The sequence below is a fragment of the Flavobacterium urumqiense genome (assembly GCF_900108015.1).
Lineage (GTDB): Bacteria > Bacteroidota > Bacteroidia > Flavobacteriales > Flavobacteriaceae > Flavobacterium > Flavobacterium urumqiense.
In genome coordinates, this window is record NZ_FNVP01000010.1 from 1 (window position 1) to 21757 (window position 21757).

Consider the following 21757-nt stretch of genomic DNA (forward strand, 5'->3'; position numbering starts at 1 on the left):
CTATTGACAACATTTTTATAGAAAGATTATGGAGGACAGTCAAATACGAGAATGTATATTTACAAGCATATACTGACGGAATCAGCCTTTATAGAGGACTCAAAGATTATTTTGAATTTTATAATACACGGCGAATTCATCAGTCACTAGATTATGGAACGCCTTATAATAATTATTACAAAAAAGAAGTGGCATAAAATCAGAATAACTTTTTTTGGCTTTGTAAAATAGCCAAAAGTTATCTCCGATTTTAACCAAGATAATAGAATATCAAACTAAAAACCTATCTTAAATCGTTGAGATTTCTGTCTGAAAAATGGGTACAGCATAGTTTTTTAAGACAAAAAGCGTGTTTGTATTTTAAAAACATGCTTTTTTGGCTCACCTATTATATAAATTTATTAAAATGCATCTTGAAAATAGTTTTTGAAATAATGCGGCAAACTACTAAATAAGCCCAAGAACAAAAAGTAATTTTTTAATGTAGGATTTTACCATAATTTATATTTTTCTCTTCCTTTTTTATTGTTAATTATTTGAAAAACAAAGGGTTAATTTTTATTTTTTTGAAAATTAATATGCAAAACGTTTTTAAAAATTAAAAAAATCACTAAATTAGAGTCTTTATTTTAAATGTGAAAAGCAATGTTTTTCAATTTTAGAATTAATTTTTACATCCCATAATTTAAAAAATTAAAATATATTTCTATGAATGTACTTTTAAATAGAAAAGATTAATAGAATCTTTATATGATTTCTAGTCTTTCAATCAATTTAATAATAAGGCATTTGGTGATAGTTTTAACAAATTAAATAAATGTATGTTGTGAATGAAAGCTATAGATTTATAAAAGCATAATGTTACAATGGAAATAATAGAAAACCATCAAATTTCACAGGAAACAGCTAAAACGGGGAAAACAGCTAACAAGAAGTTCATAATGGTAAATGAATGGAATGAATTTCCTATTTTGGAAATGGGGTTTTCGGCTGGAGAATTGGAAGCAATGGAAATTTTTTTTAAAAATATGCCGGAGCAAAGCGGAATGGCATTTTTTGATGTTCAACATCGTGATCATAATTATGTTGGCGTTTTACCGGACATATTGCAGCGAACTATAGCGGCGACGGTGATTGAGCTTAACGGTCAACTTGAAGTGAAACCAAATTATGTGTATGTAATTTCTCCCAATAAAAATTTTTCTATAGTAAAAGGATTTCTCCATTTATTTAATCCTGTTGCAAGCCGCGGACTGCGTTTGCCTATTGATATGTTTTTTCCATCACTGACTATTGATAAATTAAATAAAGCTATTGAGATAATTCTTTCAGGAATAAGTTCTGATGGAAGTTTGGGAATTAAAGCTGTTAAAGAAAATAATGGCTTGGTATAATAAAAAAGTAGAAGAAGCATTGGTGATGGAAAATCGATACAGACGTCTTTTTGAATCGGCTAAAGACGAAATCCTGATTCTCAATGTAGAACTGAGTAGGATTATTAATATAAATCCAATTTTAATTTAAGTGTTGGGTTATTCCTATGAGCAAATCATTGAAAACGCAATCTGAGAAATAGGATCTCTCAAAAATAGAGTGGCAAATAAAAATAAATTGGAAGAATTAAAGAAGAAAAAATCATTTTTTTATGAATTTTTGAAGATTGAAATGAACAACGGACGAAAGATTAATAGTGCGATTGTGTAATACATATTTAATAAATAAACATAAAATAATGCAATTTTTTATTCATGACATGGTGAATCACCTGCAAATGGATGAAGTACTTGTTAAAAATATATAAAATAAATAAAATTTCTGAACATTGTTAAAAGGTTGGTATAGGAACAGTATTTAAAAGCTAATAAAAATGGAAAATTCCAGTAACAAATTGAAAATTTCAACAACTCTCAGGCAAAAGGCTGAGAATTTGCTGAGTAAAAAACAGCAATTAGAGTCTGATTGGGATTTCTCACAGGCAGAAATTTTGAAACTAATTCATGAATTGGAAGTATACCAAATTAAACTTGAAATACAGAACGAAGAACTTTTATTGTCAAAAGAACAATCTGAGTTGGCTACTGATAAATATACGGAATTATATGATTTTGCGCCTTCAGGATATTTTACACTTTCTAAAGAAGGAAAAGTTATTGATGTGAATCTCACAGGTTCCAATATGTTTGGTAAAGAACGATTAAAATTAATAAACAGTCAATTTGAGTTTTTTGTTTCTGATGATACAAAAAATATTTTTAATCTTTTTTTAGAAAAAATATTCAAAAGTGAAGTCACAGAATCATGTGAAGTCAACTTTTTATCAAATGACAAATCAGTATTTTGCAGTTACCTTACAGGCGCGATTTCTGGGGATGGGGAACAATGTCATATAACAATTGTTGATATTACGGAGATTAAGTTAATGCAAAAAGAATTAATTAAAGCAAAACTACAGGCTGAATCTGCCAATAAAGCCAAATCCAATTTTTTAACCAGTATGAGTCATGAAATTAGGACTCCATTGAATGGTATCATTGGTTTCACTGATTTGTTAATGAAAACAAACCTAGACAACAATCAATTGGAATACATTAACATTGTCAATGAATCTGCGGTTATTTTAATGGATTTAATTAGTGATGTTTTAGATTTTTCTAAAATCGAAGCGGGGAAATTGGAATTAAATATTGAAGAAATAGATCTTTTTTTACTAACCCATCAAGTGATCAGTCTTTTTAAACATCAGGCAAATTTGAGAAATATCGACTTGATCATAAATATTGACCAAAATGTACCTCAATTTATTTATGCGGATTCCGTACGATTAAAACAGATTATTGTAAATTTAATTGGAAACGCCTTAAAATTTACAATGGTTGGACAAATACAATTGGATATTGACGAGATACCCTCTCCTGAAAAAGATTTTTTAATCATAAATTTTTCAGTGAAAGATACAGGGATTGGCATAAAACACCATAATCAAGAAAAAATATTTCATTCTTTTGTTCAAGAAGATACTTCAACTACTCGAAAATTTGGAGGCACTGGATTAGGATTGGCAATTTCTAATCAACTTTTAGAATTAATGGGAAGCAAGTTACATTTAAATAGCCAATATGGTAAAGGAAGCGATTTTAATTTCTCTGTAAAATTTAAAAAGTGCAAAAAGAAAAAAGATTTAAAAACTCCAATTTCACCTTTAATTGAAGAAAGTGTGGAATCGAGGTTTATAAACTATAATCAGACCAAAATATTGATAGTTGAAGATAATAGAATTAATATGCTTTTGGCCAAAAAATTAATAAAAAGAATAATTCCCAATTGTATAATTTTTGAAGCTTGTGATGGAAAGGAAGCAATAAAATTGTATAAAATGGAGAAGCTCGATATTATTTTAATGGATATTCAAATGCCCAAAAAAAATGGTTTTGAAACAACTGCGGAGATTCGAAAATTAAGTGATTCAAAAAATCCGCCCATAATTGCATTGACTGCCGGAATATTTGTTGAAGAAAAAGAAAAATGTTTGAGCTCAGGAATGAATGATTATATTTCTAAACCTATTAATCAAAATGATTTAGAACAAATACTGCAAAAGTGGGTAAAATAAAAGCAGTTGCTAAAATAAAATAAAGAGTAAAGCAAATTTATCGATACGTTCTTTTTTTTCCAAACCACAATTTGGCTTTGTAAGGTTGCCTTTTTAAACCAAATTTTTTAATTGCATGTTTTTTTATGTGCGCTATTACTTCATCTACTGAATCAGTAACAAATAAAAGTTTCATATCTTCGGGACTTATACTTTCATTATCAGACATCAATTGGATATGATGAATGAGTTCTTCATGGTATTTTTTATCAAAAATTACTATCGGAAAATTATTTATCATTTTATTTTGAATTAATGTTAGGGCTTCAAATAATTCATCCAACGTCCCAATTCCTCCCGGCATAACAACAAACGCGTAGGAGTATTTTATTAAAATTACTTTTCTAACAAAAAAGTAGGGGATGTAAATCCATTTATGCAAATATGGATTTGGTTTTTGTTCTACAGTAAGGACAATATTGCAACCTACAGAATAGCCGCCAGCTTCATAAGCTCCTTTATTTGCCGCTTCCATTATACCGGGACCTCCGCCTGTCATTACTGTAAATCCTAGTTTAGCTAACTTTGCTCCGATTTTTACTGCATCGTTATAATGAGTTGTTTCCGACCCAAAGCGGGCAGAACCAAAGACTGTTACGCAAGGACCTATAAAATGCATTTCACGAAATGCATTAATGAAATTATAAAGGACTTTACATAGGAAAACTAAGTTTTTAAATCGTGATAATGGTTCCCTTACAAATAAAGATTCGGATTTTGAAAGCCTGTAGTATTGAGGAATTTTTTTCATAACGATATAAAGTTAATTAACTTTTTTATAACTCAAAACAGCTAATCCATTTAAAATAAAGGCATAAAGAACAATGATAAAAAATTGAAATGAAATATCTAAAAAAGTAGCACCTTTGAGCATTACCATTCTAATAATTTCTACAAAATAACGAATAGGATTAAACAAAGTTACATTTTGAGCCCATTGCGGCATACTTTCTATAGGTGTAAATAGACCGCTCATTAAAATGAAAATTACTGTAAAAAACCATGCAATGAACATGGCTTGTTGTTGGGTTTCGGTATGGTTTGATATGAATAATCCAATCCCCAGGATAACAAATAAATATACAGAGGTGAACAAATAGATCAATCCAATATTACCTAAAATAGGAACATTAAAAATCAGTTTTGCGATGAGTAATCCGACAGTTAAAATCACAAGTCCAAGCACCCAAAATGGAAATAATTTTCCAATAATAAATTGATATTTTTTTATAGGAGTAACGTTAATTTGTTCTAATGTTCCCATTTCTTTTTCCCGAACAATATTCATCGATGATAGAAATAAAGTGAGCATTGTAACCAAAAGCACCAAAATTCCCGGAACCATAAATGTTTTATAATTCAAGGTGTTGTTGTACCAAAACGAAGGTATTGTTACAATATTTTGAGGTTGTACATAAGTGGCTTCGTTATATTGAAACAAATTGGTTTGTATATTTTGATTGAAGGCCGTTATAATTTGAGTGATATAAACATTTTCAATTCCGGCCGCCGCACCGTCGATGGCATTGATACTTACAGATAAGCTTGATTTTTTTTCTTTGATGAGGTTGCGTTCAAAATGGTTTGGGATTTCGAGAATGACGTCTACTTTTCCTTTCTGCATTTCGTGATTGGCCTCGGTTTTTGAATTAAAACTTTGGATTACTTTAAAATAACTGGAAGCTTTAAAATTAGTAATTAATTTTCGTGAAGCCGCGGAATGGTCGCTATCAATATAGGAAAACTGGATGTTTTTTACCTCAAAACTAGCTGCGTTTGACAAGATCAATAATTGAAGCAAGGGCAAAACAAATATAATAGGAAGCATTGCTTTATTTCTAAAGATTTGCCTGAACTCCTTTTGGATGATAAATAGTATTGTTTTCATTGTATGTTTTTTAGCTGCTAAAAAAATTATTCCAATCTAATTTTATATTTTTTAATACTCAATACGATGAAAAACACGGTCATTCCAATTAAAATTAATGTCTCTTTCCAAATTATAGTAATCGAAGCGCCTTTGAGCATAATGGCTTTGATGATGATAATGAACCATTTGGCAGGGATAATATTACTGATAATTTGCATCGGCATAGGCATACTGGAAATTGGAAAAATAAATCCTGAAAGGATAATGACGGGCAGCATTAATCCCATCAGGGAAATCATCATGGCGGTTTGTTGCGAATTAGAAATGGTTGAAATCAGAATTCCCAACGAAAGTGCCGAAATAATGAACAGAATACTTTCGAAAGACAATAAAAATAAGCTTCCTTCAACAGGCATTTTGAATACAAAAAAGCCTAAAAGTACTATTATTGTGGCATTGATAATTGAAAGAAAAACGTACGGAAATACTTTACCAATAATCACTTGAAAGGGTCTTAGCGGCGAAACCAAAAGAACTTCCATGGTGCCAAGTTCTTTTTCTCGGGTAATGGAAATCGAAGTCATCATGGCGGAAACGAGCATCAAAATTATGGTCATGACGCCCGGTACAAAGTTAAATACACTTTTTAATTCTGGATTGTAATACAGTTGGGTCTGCGTTTGTATTTGGTAACTAGACGGGCTGTCTCTCTTGAATTCTTGAGTGTAATTTTGCAAAATAGCATTGACGTAATTTGTAATTGCATTGGCGATATTGGGATCGGTCGCATCCGTTATTACTTGAACTTTGGCTTGTTTTTTGGTTTGTAAATTTTTTATAAATTGGTTTTCAAAAACGAGCACTGCTTTTACTTTTCCTTTTTTGAAAACAGATTCTATTTGGCTTTCACTGCTGATTTTCTGCTCGATATTAAAGTACTGAGAAGCATTGATTTTGTTGATTATTTTTTGTGTTTCACTGTCTTTTGATTGATCTAAAATTGCAATATTTACATTATTAATTTCGTTAGTTATGGCAAATCCAAATAGCATAATTTGGGCTATTGGCATTCCGAAAAGGATAAACATAGAGCGTTTATCACGAAATATGTGATAGAATTCTTTTTTGACAAAACCGATAAATCTTTTCATTTTAAATTTTTTAGATTTTCATTCCACATTCCGCGCTAATTTTAGAAATACGTCATTCATAGAAGTCACATTATACTGCTTTTTTAAATTTTTTGGAGAATCCAAAGCTTCGATGCTGCCTTCGACCATGATGGAAACGCGATCGCAATATTCAGCTTCGTCCATATAATGCGTGGTTACAAAAATGGTAGTTCCTTTGTGGGCTTCGGCATAAATCATTTCCCAAAATTGTCTTCTTGTGATGGGATCAACGCCACCAGTTGGCTCATCCAGAAATACGATTTTAGGTTCGTGTAATAATGCAACCGAAAATGATAATTTCTGTTTCCAACCCAATGGCAGAGCGCTGACCAGTTTGTCTGCCACTTCTTCAAGTCCTAATTCGTAAATTAATTCCGCTGTCTTTTCTTTAATTTGAATTCGGCTTAATCCATAAATTCCACCAAAAAAAGTAATGTTTTCCTTAATAGTTAAATCGTCGTACATCGAGAATTTTTGACTCATGTAGCCAATACTTTTCTTCACCATTTCGGATTGTGTTTTGACATCAAAACCAGCAACTACTGCTTCACCGGAAGTTGGTTTCGAAATCCCGATAAGCATTTTCATAGCTGTGGTTTTTCCGGCTCCATTGGCACCAAGAAAACCAAAAATTTCTCCTTGATTTACATCAAAAGAAATACTTTTGACCGCGGTGAAACTGCCAAATGTTTTGGTTAGATTTTTTACGTTTATGATTTTTTCTTGGTTCATATTATTTGTAATCTCATTATTTTTTTAATTTATAAATCCATAAAAACATCTTCTATAGTTGGGTTTGAAATATGAATTTCTATTTCGGTGTGATTTTTATTTTGAAGATAAGTCAGCAATTCTGTGCTATTAAAATTTTGTTTTTTATCAATATAATGGAGGTATTCACCAAAGGCAAAAACGCTGTATTGACTGGGATAATGTTTCAAATCCTGAATAAGTTGATAGGTGTCTTTCGCTCGAATATCATAAATAATTTTATCGTATTTTTTTGTGACGTTTTCAGGGCTGTCTATTTTTAGGATTTTTCCTTTTTGGATTAGTGCAATTCGGTCACACATAGCGGCTTCGTCCATATACGGTGTTGAAACCAGAATTGTAATTCCTTTTTTTTGCAATTGTTTGAGCATTTCCCAAAATTCTTTACGGGAAACAGGATCAACTCCTGTGGTTGGTTCATCAAGAAAAAGCACTTTTGGTTTGTGGATTAAAGCACAACACAACGCTAATTTCTGTTTCATTCCACCGGAAAGCGCACCAGCTCTTCGTTTTTTGAATGGCTCAATTTGAATATAAATATCCTTGATTAAATCGTAATTTTCTTCAATCGTTGTTCCAAAAATGGTCGCGAAAAAGGTTAGATTCTCTTCGACGGTTAAATCTTGGTACAAAGAAAACTTTCCTGGCATATATCCCACAGAATTTCGAATGGATTTATAGTCTTTTACAACATCAAAATCGGCTACAGTTGCTGAACCTTCATTAGAAAGCAAAAGCGTTGTGAGAATCCTGAAAATCGTTGTTTTTCCCGCACCGTCAGGTCCAATTAGCCCAAATAATTCTCCTTCTTTTACTTCAAAAGAAATGTTTTCAACCGCTTTAATATCGTTGTAGGATTTGGATATATTTTGGACAATTATACTCATCAGTTTTTTATTTAATCCACATTTCGGCTGGCATTCCTATTTTTAAACTGCCGTCATTTTTAACTTTTACTTTCACTGCATAAACTAAATTGGCGCGTTCTTCTTTGGTTTGGATTATTTTTGGTGTAAACTCTGCCGATGAAGCAATCCAAGATATACTTCCCGAATAGGATTTCATGTCTTTTTTGGAATCTATTTTCACAATAACATTTTGTCCGACTTTTATTTGAGCCAACTGGGTTTCACTTACATAAACGCGTAAAGTCATCTCGGAAACATTGGCAATTTTATATAGTGGTTTTCCAAAAGAAGTGACTTCATTTGGTTCCGCATATTTCGCCAAAACCGTCCCTTTTATCGGGTTGATAATTTTACTTTTATAAATTTGATTGTTTATTTTTTCGATTTGTACATCAATGGAATGCACTTCGTTTACGATAGGTGCATTTTGAGTTCCAACACTTTTTATCTGTTCATTCACGACATTTACTTTGCCGGTAATTTCATCCACCTGACGTTTGGTTGCTGCATTTTCGGCAAACATATTTTGAATTCTTTTTTGTTCAATTAAAGTGGTTTTAAGTTGTTCTCTCAGTACATTTATTTGTGATAAAACGTTTTTGGATTTTGAAAAAACCGTGCTTTTAGAAGCAATCAATTGCTGTTTATTGAAATACAATTGTATAGTGTCAACCAATCCTACTTGGGTATTTGGTTCTAAAATATTGCCTTCTTCCAATTTTAAAAAGTCAATTTTCCCATTGGCTTCCGCTGAAATGGTAATTTCGGTTGCTTCAAAATTCCCATAGCCATCTGCTTTATCATTGTTTTTAGCGCAAGAAATTAGACTGATAAGAATTAAGAATGTAAATATTGTTTTCATATTTTAAATTTTATTATTTTTTAAAATCATCTAATTCCAAAGTTAATACCCTTTGGTAACCTGATAATTTGCTTTGGCTAAAGCCAATTGGATTTCATGTAATTTTTGATTGTTTTTTGCTTCGTATAAATTGGTCAGTTCCACTAAATATTCGGAGGAAGTGATGACACCATTTCGTAATTGTGCATCTGATGATTTGACCACATATTCCCTTAAATTGATGATTTCAGAATCAGTTTTAATAATTTCTTCTGATTTTTTTATTTCGTTTTCCATTTCTTGCACCTGCACAGTGTTATTCAGTAAAAACGTTTCTTTTTCGGTTGCTATAATATTTTTTGAAATAGAAAGTGCCTGTTTTTCGATTTTCGATTTGTTCCAGTCAAACACATTCCAATTGGCTTTTAACCCCAGCATATAAAAGGTTTGAAAAGAATTGTCTAACATGTTTAAACCCGGATTTCCATAACCAGCCTGACCAAAGGCATTAACTTTTGGCATGTTATTTTTTGAAATTACTTCTTTTGAAATTTCTATTTGTTCATTTTGCAAATCAAATAATTTCAATTCTGAACGATTGATATCTTTTGAGAAATCAATGGCAATATTGGGTTTTTCCAAAGTGGTGTTTTTACCTAATGGTGAAAAAATCAACGTTGATAAATTGTCCAGCACTCTTTTTTTATCAAATTGAATTTCGGTGAGTTGCTGTTTTATTTTTAGATTTTCAGCTTCCAAAACGAGCTCTGAAGCGGGAAGAATAGCACCAAATTTCACTCCCGTTTTCACTTCCTTGATTTTAGAAGTCAGTTGTACTTGTTTCGAAATCAAAATAGCTTTCCGTTCCTGCAGTATCAAAACAGAGAAATACAACTGATTGATTTTATTTTTAATTTGGTACAAATTGACTTCAACCTGTTGCTGCTGCGTTTTGGTTTGTGCGGCTTTGAACTTGGTATTTGCATCGATGATTCCCCCATTGTAAAGTAATTGGTTAACATCCAATGTTGCTCGATATTGATCTTTATTTAATGGAGTTACATTTGGGATCAAAATTGGTAATCCTGTCACATCAGATTGATAAGTAGCTTGCGCATTCATATCAATTTTGGGTAATTTCCCTTTATTGAGCGCATCAATTTCAAATACTGATTTTTGTTGTAGCAACGCGGTTTGTTTGGACAATGGATAATTTTTGTTTGCCAAAGCGTAACATTCTTCCAGCGAAACTATTCGTTGTGCATTCGTATGAATAACGATTAATGAAAATAGGGTGATTAGTATTCGTTTCATCTTTTTATCGAATTAATAATTTGTTCCGCAATGCTGGTTTTTCGTTCTTCCATCAACTGATTAAACTCTGAATCGGATATTTGTATGATTGCTTTCACCATTATTTGTGCAGCAAAAGGGAAAACCGTCAACGAAAAAATATCTAATAGTAGTTGTTTTGGATTAATTGGTTTTATAATACCTGCAATAATCTCTTTTTCGATTTGGGAAATAAGCAGGTCTGGATTGGGTCTGTTTTCATGATTTAAAAAAGACATCGCAAACTCTGGATTATTATTCATTTCTTGGATAATAAATTGAGGTAAATAGGGATTTTCAATAACAAACGAAATATAGCTATGAGCAAATTTTCTTATTTTATCAAAAACTGTTTCATCAGAATTAAAAATGGCATTGATTTGCGGTGCTAATTGTCCAAAAGCGTTCATGAAAACAGCTTCAAAAAGCAATTGCTTGGTTTTGAAACAATAGTGTAGCATTGCCTTATTAATTCCTGCTTCATCTGCTATTTCCTGCATTCTAGCTCCCGCAAACCCTTTTTTCTGGAATACGATTCTGGCTGCATTAAATATTTTTTCTTCAGTTGTCATGGTGATTTAACTATATGGTTTAACCATTTGGTTAACAAAGATATCAAAAAAAAGTATCTTAATATGAGATACTTAAAAAATTATTTTTTATTTTCTTTCACAAACATATTAAACACTAATCCGCCCATTAAACTCCCATACAAAGTAGAATTTAGAGGTTTAGAAGTTATAGCGCAAGTTCCCGAAGAACAGCCTACAAAGTGATAATATAAATAACCAGCTATGGCACCAATTATGATTCCAGTTCCAGTTATAAGAATTGCTTTGTTAGTCATTAGTTACTTTTTTCCAAGATAATTTTAATGATCTCTTCTTTATTCAGAACACCGGATTGTCTCCACAACTGCTTGCCATTTTGAAATAAAATCATGGTGGGAACACCACGTACTTGATATTGAGCTGCTATTTGTTGGTTTTTATCCACATCAATTTTTAGTATTGAAATGCGATCTCCTAAACTATCTTTTACTTCTTTCAAAATAGGCCCAAGCATTTTGCATGGTCCACACCAGGTTGCAAAAAAGTCAATTAAAACTGGTTTCTCTGACTTAATAATAGAATTGAAGTTACTCATTTTTACTGTATTTATTGTTTGGAATAGCACAGCCATTGGAGCTGCAGCCTAAATTAAATAGTACCTGAATGAAGAAAAATAAGCCAAAAGCAATGAACATCTGTTCCCGCAATATATAGGCTTGAGCAAATAAAAATAGGGCGAATGCCAGGCGAACCCAACGCATAACATGCCAATTTGTAAATAATAATTTTTTCATTTTTTTTGAAAAAGTAAATTCGTGTTACTAACTTATTTTTTTAATTTTATACTTTTTATCATAAGAAATTGCATTTTGAAGTTCTTCAACTGCAATTTCATTTTTACTGACAATTAGTACTTCAGCAAAATCACTGCTCATACTTACATTTAGTATGCCATCTATAGCTGCAAACTTTTTTGAAACAGATTCCATACAACCGCTGCAAGTAATGCCGTTAAATTCATAAAGGTAAACTTTGACTGTATTGTTCTTTTTCAATTCGAAAAATAATTCCGAATTAGCTCTAGGCGAAATAGAATTTGTACAAACATCCATTTTCAAAAAGTCAAAAGCAACAGCGAAAAGCATCTTATATTCTTCTTTGCTTCCGCCAAAAGGTGGGCTTACTTCAAATGTTCTATTAAATAACAATCCTGCCAATTTTCCTTCACCAGCCAAAAGTTGATGCATTTTCCAAACGTATTTTTGACGCATGGTAGGAGCTAGGGCACAGAGAAAAGTCTGTTCAATAATCAAATCATATTCGCCCTGATGTTCAAAGAAATCACCTAACACAATTTGGATGTTGGAATTATTTTTGAACTTTTCTTTTAAATCTGCAACCAATGTTGGAGCAATATCAATAACAGTAATGTTAGTAAAACCGTGGTCCAAAAGATATTCAGCTTCATAGCTATTACCGCAACCAGGAATCAAAACAGTTATGTTTTTATTTTTTATTGTATCCACATAGGTTTGTATGGGAGGGGATACTTTGCCTAAATCCCAAGCTGTGGCTTTGGCCTTGTATTGTGCTTCCCAATACGCTGCATCAAGAGGTTTTTCACACGAAACGACACAACATTGCATTTCTTTCATTTTAAATTTTGTTTCGGGTTGAAAAATTAAACAGAGAATATAACGGACAAAAACTAACAAAGCTGGTAATCAAAAAAATAATTGCTAACGCACCTAAAACTAAAGCAAGTGTGCCACTAATAATATTTGTAAAATATAATACAGCTACTAGAATTGCTAAAGCAGTGCGAATAATTCGGTCTACTGAACCCATATTTTTTTTCATTGTATATAAATTTATAGTTTAAATTCAATTAAAATCTATAGTAAATTTAAGGTATAATTTACTGATAAACAGTTGTTTTAGGAGTAATTATACTAAAAAGTAGTCGTTATAGCACTTTGCTTTGGCACACAAAATCAGTTTTTGGCAAATCAGTTTTTGCAATAGCGTTAAATCCACCTTCAATTTCTGTGAAATTCCTGAAGCCTCGCGCTTGCAAGATTGAAGCGGCAATCATACTGCGGTAACCCCCTGCACAATGCAAGAAAAAAGGTTCTTTAGGATTGATGTCTTTTATCCATTCATTTATACTAGACAAAGGTTTACTGTAAGATTCTTCAACATGTTCCGCGCAATACTCGCTTTCTTTACGAATATCGATTACTTTGCTTTCACCAATTTTTACTTGTTTGGCAAAGTCTTCGGCTGTAATTCTATGTACGGTATCGATTTCTTTTCCTGCTTTTTTCCAAGCATCAAAACCGCCTTCCAGATGACCAATTAAATTATCAAAACCTACTCGGCTTATTCGTGTTACAGATTCTTCTTCCTGATCTTTTTCTGTAACTAGAATAATTGGTTGTTTTACATCGGCAATTAAAGCACCTACCCATGGGGCAAAATCTCCGTCAATACCGATGTTTATAGATTGCGGAATAAATCCTTTAGCAAAATCTAAATTTTTTCGGGTATCTAAAATCAAAGCTCCAGTTTCTTCTACTTTAGCTTCAAAATCATTTACAAGTATGGCTTTCATTCCGTTTTGTAATACGGTTTCAAAACTTTCATACCCTTGTTTGTTCATTGCTACATTCATACCAAAATAGGGAGGAGGAGGTAATAATCCCTCTGTCACTTCTTTGATAAATTCATCTTCAGTCATATCGGCTCTTAAAGCATAATTGGTCGCTTTTTGGTTACCAATAGTTGAAACTGTTTCTTTACTCATGTTTTTACCACAAGCACTCCCGGCACCATGTGCTGGATATACAATTACATCATCAGGCAAAGTCATTATTTTTGTTCTTAGCGAATTAAATAGTATTCCGGCTAATTGTTCCTGTGTCATGTGGGCTGCTTTTTGGGCTAAATCAGGTCTTCCTACGTCACCTATAAATAAAGTATCTCCAGAGAAAATGGCATGTTCTTTTCCGTTTTCATCCATTAATAAATAAGTCGTACTTTCCATGGTATGACCGGGTGTATGCAATGCCTTTATTTTGATGTCTCCAATTTTAAATTCCTGACCATCTGTTGCTATTATTGCCTCAAATGATGGATTAGCGGTAGGTCCATAAACGATTGGTGCTCCGGTTTTTTCACACAAGTCAACATGCCCGGAAACAAAATCAGCATGAAAATGAGTTTCAAAAATATATTTAAGCTTTACATTATCACGTTCTAACCGGTCCAGATAAGGCTGTATCTCACGAAGCGGATCTATAATTGCAGCTTCGCCATTTGAAGTTATATAATAAGCACCTTGTGCTAAACATCCCGTATATATTTGTTCGATTTGCATGGTTTTGTTATTTAAGATTCTTATACAAAGGTAATTCTTGTATTTGATTTTAAAAGTGACTATTGTTACAAAGTATTTTATTTAAAAAAGATTTCTTTTGATATAATGTAGATTCCCATGACTAATATAAACCAGCCAAAAATTGGTTTAAGTTTAGATCCGTCAATTTTTTTTGAAAGCTGGATTCCAATAATCATTCCTACAAAGGCAATACTCGATATCACGAGTAAGAAGGAATAATTAATTGGTGTACCAATATATAAATCGCCGGCAAAACCGATGCTTGAATTTATAAATATAATTAGTAATGATGTTCCAACTGCTTGTTTCATTGGTAAATTAGCGAAAAACAATAGCGCAGGAATGATTAGAAATCCACCACCAGCGCCCAAAAATCCAGTTACAATTCCCACTATAAAACCAATTATACCCAGTTGTGTGTAATTGGTTTTTGGTGGATTCGGTATTGATTTTCTTTTGCGTATCATTGATATGGCCGCTGCCATCATAAGTACAGAAAAAACAATCATTATGAGGAAACTTTTTGAAACTTGATAGGAAGCAATGGAGAAAATTGTAGATGCTATTTTTGGAAAAATAACTTCCCGAATTATCAAAATAGAAAACACGGAAGGAATAGCGAAATATAGCGCTGATTTTATTTTGAGATTCCCCATTTTATAGTGGCTAATACAACCTAATAAAGCAGTAATTCCCACTATAAATAAAGAATAACTTGTGGCTAATTCAGGTTCTATTTTAAATAAATAGACTAAAATGGGTATGGTAAGAATAGATCCGCCACCTCCTATTAAACCCAGAGAAAGTCCGATAATAATTGAAGCAAAATATCCTAAATATTCCATCTTTAAAATTTTTATTGCAAAGATTGTCTTTATGATTTTTATAAACAGTAACATTTATCACATTGTGCAGTTTTTATGTCAACAGTTCAATTTGGTTGCGATGCAGTCGAAGTAACCCTCGTTGTTCCATCTTTTTGAGCAAACGAGAAATCACTTCTCTGGAAGTATTCAGTTCCGTTGCAATTTCTTGATGTGATAATTTTAAATCCTTACAGCCACAAGCTTCTGCATGACGTTTTAAATAAAACTCTAATCGCTCATCCATGGCTCTAAATGCTATGCTATCAACTACTTCTAAGACTTCTTCAAATCTGGTTCGATACGTGAATAGTACAAATTCATACCAACTGCGAAACTTCATCATCCATTTTTCCATCAAGGAAAGTGGAATCATAATCAGTTCAACATCCACCACCACTTTTGCCATGATCTGGCTTGTTTGACTTTGGGTGGCACATATCATGGAAACTGCGCATGCTTGCCCTGGTTGCAAATAATACATAAAAAACTCTCCTCCATTTTCTCCTTCACGATAAATCTTAATCTGACCTTTAGTGACCAAAAGCGTGTTGTTGATATATTGACCTGTGCGCATGATGACCTCTCCAGCTTTATAAGATTGGTGAATAGCGTTCGTTTCAATTTCATTAATAAGCTCGTCTGAAAAGGATGGGAATATTTTTTTTAAATCATCAGAATCATGCATTGTAAGGCGTTTTTTTAAAATGTATTTGATTAAAAAAGAAAATGTTATTTTAAAAAAAATCAAAATAAGTATTGTAAAAGTACGCTAAAAAGTTAATTATTCAGAGGAACTATTTAATTGAAATTTATACTTAAATAGTAAAATTTTCAGAAGAAATTAAATGTATTTCCTATGGATTTAATGGACTAAATTTTAATGATTTCGGAAGCTAAAATGTAATTTGTTGATTATTAGCGTTTAGCGAAAACGTTTTCTTTGAATTATTATTTAATTTAAAAGAGGACTGTTTATAATTCGTTAAAAACATCGTATTTTTACAAAAAACATCATCATGAATTTAACACAAGAAGATTGGATTTCTCAGCTCGAAGCAGATGAGAATGCAGTAATACTAGACGTAAGAACAGAGGATGAATACAATGACGGGATTATAACTAATGCCATCAATATTGATATTCACATGGGACAAGGTTTTGTAAATGAAATTGAAACCTTAGATAAAAATAAAAACTATTATGTGTATTGTCGTTCCGGAGCCAGAAGCGCAAAAGCCTGTGAAGTTATGAATGAACTAGGTATTGAAAATGCCTTTAATTTAACAGGAGGGATTTTGGCTTGGAACGGAGACATTGTTGCGCCATAAAAATTAGCGCGTACAACTTGTCTATACTTTAGTATCAAAAAACAAAAACAACCTACAATGAATGCAATACCAGAAGAATTTCAGATCACAACATTATTAAATCAAGATAGGTATTTAGTAAATGGTGAATTAAAAAAGTGGGAAGGCCAAACTTCGGCAGTATTCTCCACTATTTCATCAACAGAAAAATATGAACCTACTATATTGGGTTCTATCCCTTTTATGGGAGAAAAAGAAGCAATGGAAGCGGTTGAAGCAGCATCAGCGGCATACAACAACGGTCAAGGCTTATGGCCTACAATGAAAGTGGTGGACCGTATTAAATGCATGGAAAATTTTGTTACTCAAATGAAAACTACTCGAGCAGAAGTTGTAAAGCTTTTGATGTGGGAAATTGGTAAATCTTTAGGAGATTCTGAAAAAGAATTTGACAGAACCGTAGAATATATTTATGACACTATCGAAAGTTACAAAGAATTAAATGCTCGCAGTTCTCATTTTTCTAAAGTGCAAGGGATAAATGCCATGATTCGTAGAGGACCACTGGGTGTCGTATTGTGTCTTGGACCGTACAATTATCCATTAAATGAAGCTTTTTCGTTGCTAATTCCGGCATTGATTATGGGGAATCCCGTAATTTTCAAACCGGCTAAACACGGCGTTTTGTTAATTTCTCCTTTGTTAGAAGCGTTCAGAAGCAGTTTTCCAGCCGGAGCCATCAATATTGTGTACGGTAGAGGACGTGAAGTTGCTTCTCCCATTATGAAATCTGGGAAAGTTGATATTTTGGCTTTGATTGGAAACAGTAAATCAGCTATTGCTTTGCAGGATCAACATCCAAACAAAAATAGATTGCGTTTAATATTAGGTTTAGAAGCAAAAAATCCTGCGATAATCCTTCCGGATGCCGATTTAGATTTGACTATTCAAGAATGTATTGCTGGTTCATTATCATTTAATGGACAACGCTGTACTGCTTTGAAAGTTTTGTATGTTCATGAATCAATAGCAGATGAATTCAATAAACGTTTTGCTGCCAAAGTTGATGCACTAACTTTTGGAAATCCATGGGATAAATCAGTATTTCTTACTCCTTTGCCAGAAAAAGAAAAACCAGCTTACATCCAGGAATTAATAGATGATGCTACCAGTAAAGGAGCAAAAATTATCAACGCAAAAGGGGGCGAGCATTCTGATAATTATATTTTTCCAGCAGTTTTGTTTCCAATAAACAAAGAGATGCGTTTGTACCATGAAGAGCAGTTTGGGCCAGTAGTACCTATTCTTTCTTTTAAAGATATCCAAGAACCACTGAACGATATGGCAGAGTCTAATTATGGACAGCAAGTAAGTTTGTTTGGAAAAGACATCAAAACCATTGCACCGCTTATCGATACTTTGGTGAATCTTGTTTGTAGAGTAAACTTGAATAGTTCTTGCCAGAGAGGACCGGATGTTTTCCCATTTACAGGAAGAAAAGATTCAGCAGTGGGAACATTGAGTATTCACGATGCATTGCGTTCATTCTCTATTAGAACTTTTGTTGCTTCAAAAGACAATGATTATAACAATGCCATTTTGCAAGAATTATTAAACAGCAAAGAATCTAATTTTATCAATACGGATTTCATTTTGTAAACATTAAATAATCATTATGAAAGCCGTCTCATTATTTTTGGGACGGCTTTTTTTATAAAATTAATCCAAAGGAAAAGACAATTGATTTTTAGTTTGCTATTCAAATATTTGTACTTTTAGGCCAGAGCGGTTTATTTATTTCTAAAAGGTTTTTGTTACAAAAAGGAATTTATCGCTACTAATGTTTCAGTAATATTTAAATTATTATAAAAAACTCTTTCATGAAAAAAAACTCACTTTTATTAGTATTGTTCACTGTCACATTTTTTGCGCAGAATAGTTTAGGACAGGAACTTTATACTCCTCGAAATATAAAAGAAGCATATTCAAAAGGAAGCCGGTCCAAAGACGGAAAGCCAGGGAAAAATTATTGGCAAAATCATGGGAAATACGCCATGGAAATTACCGTAAATCCTGATACAAAAATAGTTAGCGGAACCGAAAGTATTGTTTACGAAAATAATAGCAAGGACACCTTGAAAACAATGGTGATCCGTTTTGTAAATAACCTGCATAAACCAACGGCGCCAAGAGGTGGAGACGTAAGTGCCGATTTTTTATCAGAAGGATTGACTATTACTTCTTTCAAAATTAACGGAGAAGTATACAATGAAAATGCTAAAAATTGGGGAACCGTTGGTACTATTAAATTGAAAAAGCCATTGCCTCCAAAAACCAAAGTTACGTTAAATATTGACTGGAATTATCCTTTGTCTAAAGAAAGCGGTCGTGAAGGGCAAATTGATAATACTACTTTTTTTGTAGCGTACAGTTATCCTCGTGTTTCTGTTTATGATGATTATAATGGGTGGGACAAATTGCCACATACGGATCGTCAGGAATTTTATAATGATTTCAATGACTACACTTTTTCGATAAAAGCGCCCAAAAATTATGTGGTTTATGCAACGGGAGATTTAATGAATCCAGAGGAGGTTTTGCAAGCCGAATATGCTGCACGATTAAAAAAATCATACACTTCAGATGCCGTGATGCACATTGCGAATGAGCAGGAAATGGCAGCTGGAAAAGTGACTTTGCAGAAGAATTGGAATATTTGGAAATTTCAAGCTGATTCAATTTCAGATGTGTGTTTTGGTATAAGTAACCATTATTTATGGGATGCCGGAAGCGTAGTTGTAGACAGCAAAACCAATCGCAGGGTCAGTACACAAGCGGCTTATGATATAAAAGGAACTGATTTTATCAACTCGGTAAAAAATAATAATTATGCTTTGGCTTGGTTTTCTAACAATTGGCCGGGAGTTCCGTATCCTTATTCTAAAATGACCGCTTTTCAAGGTTTTGCCGATATGGAATATCCTATGATGGTGAACGATTCCCAAACAGGTGATGCCGTTTTTGCGCAATTGGTACAAGACCATGAAATCGCTCATACGTACTTTCCTTTTTATATGGGTATCAACGAAAGTCGTTACGCTTTTATGGACGAAGGTTGGGCTACAACACTCGAATATTTAATAGGAATTTCGGAACATGGCAAAGAAGCCGCCGATAAATTTTACAAGGAATTTAGAGTAAACCGTTACATAAATGATAAATCAGCCGAAGAGGATCAGCCAATAATTTCCATGTCATCCCAATTATCAGGAGCGGGTTACGGAAACAATTCCTACGGGAAAGCATCACTTTCTTATTTGGCATTAAAAGATATGTTGGGTGACGATTTATTCAAAAAAGTGCTTCATACCTATATGGAAGATTGGAATGGCAAGCATCCAATTCCTTGGGATTATTTTAATTCTGTGAATAGCAGCACTGGTAGAAACTTGAATTGGTTTTTTAACAACTGGTTTTTTAGTAATAATTACATTGATCTTGCTGTTGCAAAAGTAAATTCGAATGGCTCTAAAAATTCTATTTCCATCAAAAATGAAGGTGGTTTTGCAATTCCTTTTGATGTAAATGTGGTTTATGCAGATGGAAAAAAAGAAACAGTACATAAAACGCCAGCCATTTGGGTAGACAACCAAAAAACAACAACGATTACTTTGAAAGGAACCAGAAAAATAAAATCAGTAACAATTGATGGCGGACTTTTTATGGATGCGACACCATCTGATAATAGTTGGACTAACAAATAATAGGAATAGAGTAAGGCATAATTAATTGGATCAAAACAGAGATTCTAATACTGAAAAACCGTCTCGTTTAAGATAACGAGACGGTTTTTTTATGAATTTTAATAAGGAGCAAAATACTGATAAAAAGATTTGAAAAAACTGCTTATTTTTTAACCGTACTAAGGTCAAAACGATAAATAGCCTCCATTTTTAAAAAAATAGTGTTTGATTTGTCTTCAAATAATCTAATACGGTTATCACCAAATTTTAATGCCAGAATTTGTAAATCAAGTTTTTGATCCAATGGATACACTCTAAACTGGTTTAAAGAATATCCCATTTTTAGACGTAAAAGAATTTTTTTGTCTAACACGCTTCGTTGTACATAAGAAGAAAAATCTATCGAATTATTTTCGACATAATTGGAACGGATATTATCAGTTGTCAATTTGTAACTGTTTCCGTGGCCCAGAAAATCAACACCTATTTTTGTTTTATCAGTCAAACTATAATTGATGTCCGCATCATTTGGCATAAAGAAATTCATCTCGAAACGTTTATCTGGACTATGATAATAAAGACCAATAATTGGAACCATAGACATACCATAAGCTTCACTACTGCCGTAAATTCCAATGCTGTAACCAAAGTTTTCGTTTCTTTTATATTTTAATAAGGCCAATCCGCCCAGGTAAATATCTTCACTGCTCAGATGAACATAATCGGATGCGACTTTTGGCAGGAAAAGGTATATTCCACTCCAGTGTTCTGAATAGCTTATTCTTAGACCAGCTCTTAAATTTGTTGAATATAAATGATTGTTATTGGAGTCAGGAAATAATTGTAGACTGTAGCTGCTGAAATTAACCCCCGAGATAACCGTATACTTTTCATTCAAAACAATGGGTAAAGTAAGATTCGTTTGAAAGGTGGATATGCTGGTATTAATGGATGAATTTTCAAAAGTAGTTTTTTGTGATTTTCCATAATTTACGGAAAATAGATCTATATATTCTTGAGCATTACATAAAAAAGGCAGTATTAAAAATAACAATTGTATTATTTTTCTTTTCATTTTATAAATTTTGATATTATTTAATTGCTCCCAAATATTCATTCTTAAAATTAGGATAGCAAATCCTAATTCGCTCTAAACAAACAGTATAGTGATGATTAATCGTCCTAATTATTTGGCGAATATAATCATATTGTTCTTTTGTAAAATTGGTATTTAAGGAATTCAGTGAATTATACAAGTAATGGGAAATAATTTCGAATCTAAATAAATCGTAATCATCTCATTATCAGTATATTTATAATTAAATTTACGTAATAAAAACAACTTAA

The 21757-nt window shown here is 32.5% G+C and carries 24 protein-coding genes; 7 read left to right on the forward strand and 17 right to left on the reverse strand.

The genetic code is table 11. The features are described from left to right. The 4 genes from C4S35_RS11995 to C4S35_RS12005 all read left to right on the forward strand — a co-directional run. The coding region (locus C4S35_RS11995) for an integrase core domain-containing protein (RefSeq protein WP_159916735.1) at positions 1-197 on the forward strand (197 nt) is incomplete at its 5' end. 669 nt (positions 198-866) lie between these two features. Next, positions 867-1394, forward strand: coding sequence for a chemotaxis protein CheB (locus tag C4S35_RS12000; protein ID WP_104000404.1), 528 nt, complete (start codon positions 867-869; stop codon positions 1392-1394). Next, positions 1381-1524 carry a hypothetical protein gene (locus C4S35_RS15635; protein ID WP_159916738.1) on the forward strand — a complete coding sequence of 48 codons (144 nt, stop codon included), beginning with the start codon at positions 1381-1383 and terminating at the stop codon, positions 1522-1524. Before C4S35_RS12000 ends, C4S35_RS15635 begins: the two co-directional genes overlap by 14 nt. Positions 1525-1867: 343 nt before the next feature. Beyond that, positions 1868-3610: a response regulator gene (locus C4S35_RS12005; RefSeq protein WP_104000405.1), complete on the forward strand. Its 1743-nt coding sequence runs from the start codon at positions 1868-1870 to the stop codon at positions 3608-3610. 37 nt (positions 3611-3647) lie between these two features. Here C4S35_RS12005 and C4S35_RS12010 read toward each other — a convergent pair whose 3' ends face one another. The 16 genes from C4S35_RS12010 to C4S35_RS12085 form a co-directional block, all read right to left on the reverse strand. Beyond that, positions 3648-4268 carry an LOG family protein gene (locus C4S35_RS12010; protein ID WP_244175268.1) on the reverse strand — a complete coding sequence of 207 codons (621 nt, stop codon included), beginning with the start codon at positions 4266-4268 and terminating at the stop codon, positions 3648-3650. Between the two features lie 144 nt (positions 4269-4412). Then, the gene (locus C4S35_RS12015) at positions 4413-5537 is read right to left on the reverse strand and encodes an ABC transporter permease (protein WP_104000407.1); all 1125 of its coding nucleotides are present in this window, start codon (positions 5535-5537) and stop codon (positions 4413-4415) included. A 26-nt stretch (positions 5538-5563) separates the two neighbouring features. Then, on the reverse strand, positions 5564-6670 hold the full coding sequence (locus tag C4S35_RS12020; protein WP_104000408.1) for an ABC transporter permease: 1107 nt from the start codon (positions 6668-6670) through the stop codon (positions 5564-5566). Positions 6671-6688: 18 nt separating this feature from the next. Continuing rightward, positions 6689-7423, reverse strand: a complete 735-nt coding sequence (locus tag C4S35_RS12025; protein ID WP_104000409.1) for an ABC transporter ATP-binding protein — start codon at positions 7421-7423, stop codon at positions 6689-6691. A 29-nt stretch (positions 7424-7452) separates the two neighbouring features. Further along, positions 7453-8349, reverse strand: coding sequence for an ABC transporter ATP-binding protein (locus C4S35_RS12030; RefSeq protein WP_104000410.1), 897 nt, complete (start codon positions 8347-8349; stop codon positions 7453-7455). Positions 8350-8356: 7 nt separating this feature from the next. Beyond that, positions 8357-9232: an HlyD family secretion protein gene (locus C4S35_RS12035; RefSeq protein ID WP_104000411.1), complete on the reverse strand. Its 876-nt coding sequence runs from the start codon at positions 9230-9232 to the stop codon at positions 8357-8359. A 42-nt stretch (positions 9233-9274) separates the two neighbouring features. After that, positions 9275-10525: a TolC family protein gene (locus C4S35_RS12040; RefSeq protein ID WP_104000412.1), complete on the reverse strand. Its 1251-nt coding sequence runs from the start codon at positions 10523-10525 to the stop codon at positions 9275-9277. Then, entirely contained in the window at positions 10522-11115 is a 594-nt protein-coding gene (locus tag C4S35_RS12045; RefSeq protein WP_104000413.1) for a TetR/AcrR family transcriptional regulator, read from the reverse strand. Before C4S35_RS12045 ends, C4S35_RS12040 begins: the two co-directional genes overlap by 4 nt. 80 nt (positions 11116-11195) lie before the next feature. After that, a complete protein-coding gene (locus tag C4S35_RS12050) occupies positions 11196-11390 on the reverse strand; it encodes a DUF6132 family protein (protein ID WP_104000414.1) in 195 nt (64 codons plus the stop codon). After that, complete coding sequence (trxA, locus tag C4S35_RS12055) at positions 11390-11689, reverse strand: thioredoxin (RefSeq protein ID WP_104000415.1); 300 nt, start codon at positions 11687-11689, stop codon at positions 11390-11392. The genes C4S35_RS12050 and trxA overlap by 1 nt, the downstream gene beginning before the upstream one ends. After that, positions 11682-11888, reverse strand: coding sequence for a hypothetical protein (locus C4S35_RS12060; RefSeq protein WP_104000416.1), 207 nt, complete (start codon positions 11886-11888; stop codon positions 11682-11684). The genes trxA and C4S35_RS12060 overlap by 8 nt, the downstream gene beginning before the upstream one ends. 27 nt (positions 11889-11915) lie before the next feature. Further along, on the reverse strand, positions 11916-12749 hold the full coding sequence (locus tag C4S35_RS12065; protein WP_104000417.1) for a methyltransferase domain-containing protein: 834 nt from the start codon (positions 12747-12749) through the stop codon (positions 11916-11918). A gap of 1 nt (position 12750) precedes the next feature. Next, positions 12751-12954, reverse strand: coding sequence for a YgaP family membrane protein (locus tag C4S35_RS12070; protein WP_104000418.1), 204 nt, complete (start codon positions 12952-12954; stop codon positions 12751-12753). A gap of 106 nt (positions 12955-13060) precedes the next feature. Next, the gene (locus tag C4S35_RS12075) at positions 13061-14473 is read right to left on the reverse strand and encodes an MBL fold metallo-hydrolase (RefSeq protein ID WP_104000419.1); all 1413 of its coding nucleotides are present in this window, start codon (positions 14471-14473) and stop codon (positions 13061-13063) included. A 77-nt stretch (positions 14474-14550) separates the two neighbouring features. After that, positions 14551-15339, reverse strand: a complete 789-nt coding sequence (locus C4S35_RS12080; RefSeq protein WP_104000420.1) for a sulfite exporter TauE/SafE family protein — start codon at positions 15337-15339, stop codon at positions 14551-14553. A gap of 73 nt (positions 15340-15412) precedes the next feature. Then, positions 15413-16045 carry a Crp/Fnr family transcriptional regulator gene (locus C4S35_RS12085; RefSeq protein ID WP_104000487.1) on the reverse strand — a complete coding sequence of 211 codons (633 nt, stop codon included), beginning with the start codon at positions 16043-16045 and terminating at the stop codon, positions 15413-15415. A 331-nt stretch (positions 16046-16376) separates the two neighbouring features. Here C4S35_RS12085 and C4S35_RS12090 point away from each other — a divergent pair, with 331 nt between their 5' ends. The 3 genes from C4S35_RS12090 to C4S35_RS12100 all read left to right on the forward strand — a co-directional run bounded on the left by C4S35_RS12090 (position 16377) and on the right by C4S35_RS12100 (position 20431). Beyond that, the gene (locus C4S35_RS12090) at positions 16377-16688 is read left to right on the forward strand and encodes a rhodanese-like domain-containing protein (RefSeq protein WP_104000421.1); all 312 of its coding nucleotides are present in this window, start codon (positions 16377-16379) and stop codon (positions 16686-16688) included. A 57-nt stretch (positions 16689-16745) separates the two neighbouring features. After that, positions 16746-18326 carry an NADP-dependent glyceraldehyde-3-phosphate dehydrogenase gene (locus C4S35_RS12095; protein WP_104000422.1) on the forward strand — a complete coding sequence of 527 codons (1581 nt, stop codon included), beginning with the start codon at positions 16746-16748 and terminating at the stop codon, positions 18324-18326. A 221-nt stretch (positions 18327-18547) separates the two neighbouring features. Then, positions 18548-20431, forward strand: coding sequence for a M1 family metallopeptidase (locus C4S35_RS12100; RefSeq protein ID WP_104000423.1), 1884 nt, complete (start codon positions 18548-18550; stop codon positions 20429-20431). A 142-nt stretch (positions 20432-20573) separates the two neighbouring features. Here the strand turns inward: C4S35_RS12100 and C4S35_RS12105 are convergent, their stop codons facing one another. Next, positions 20574-21485, reverse strand: coding sequence for a DUF6268 family outer membrane beta-barrel protein (locus C4S35_RS12105; RefSeq protein ID WP_104000488.1), 912 nt, complete (start codon positions 21483-21485; stop codon positions 20574-20576). Between the last annotated feature and the right edge of the window lie 272 nt (positions 21486-21757).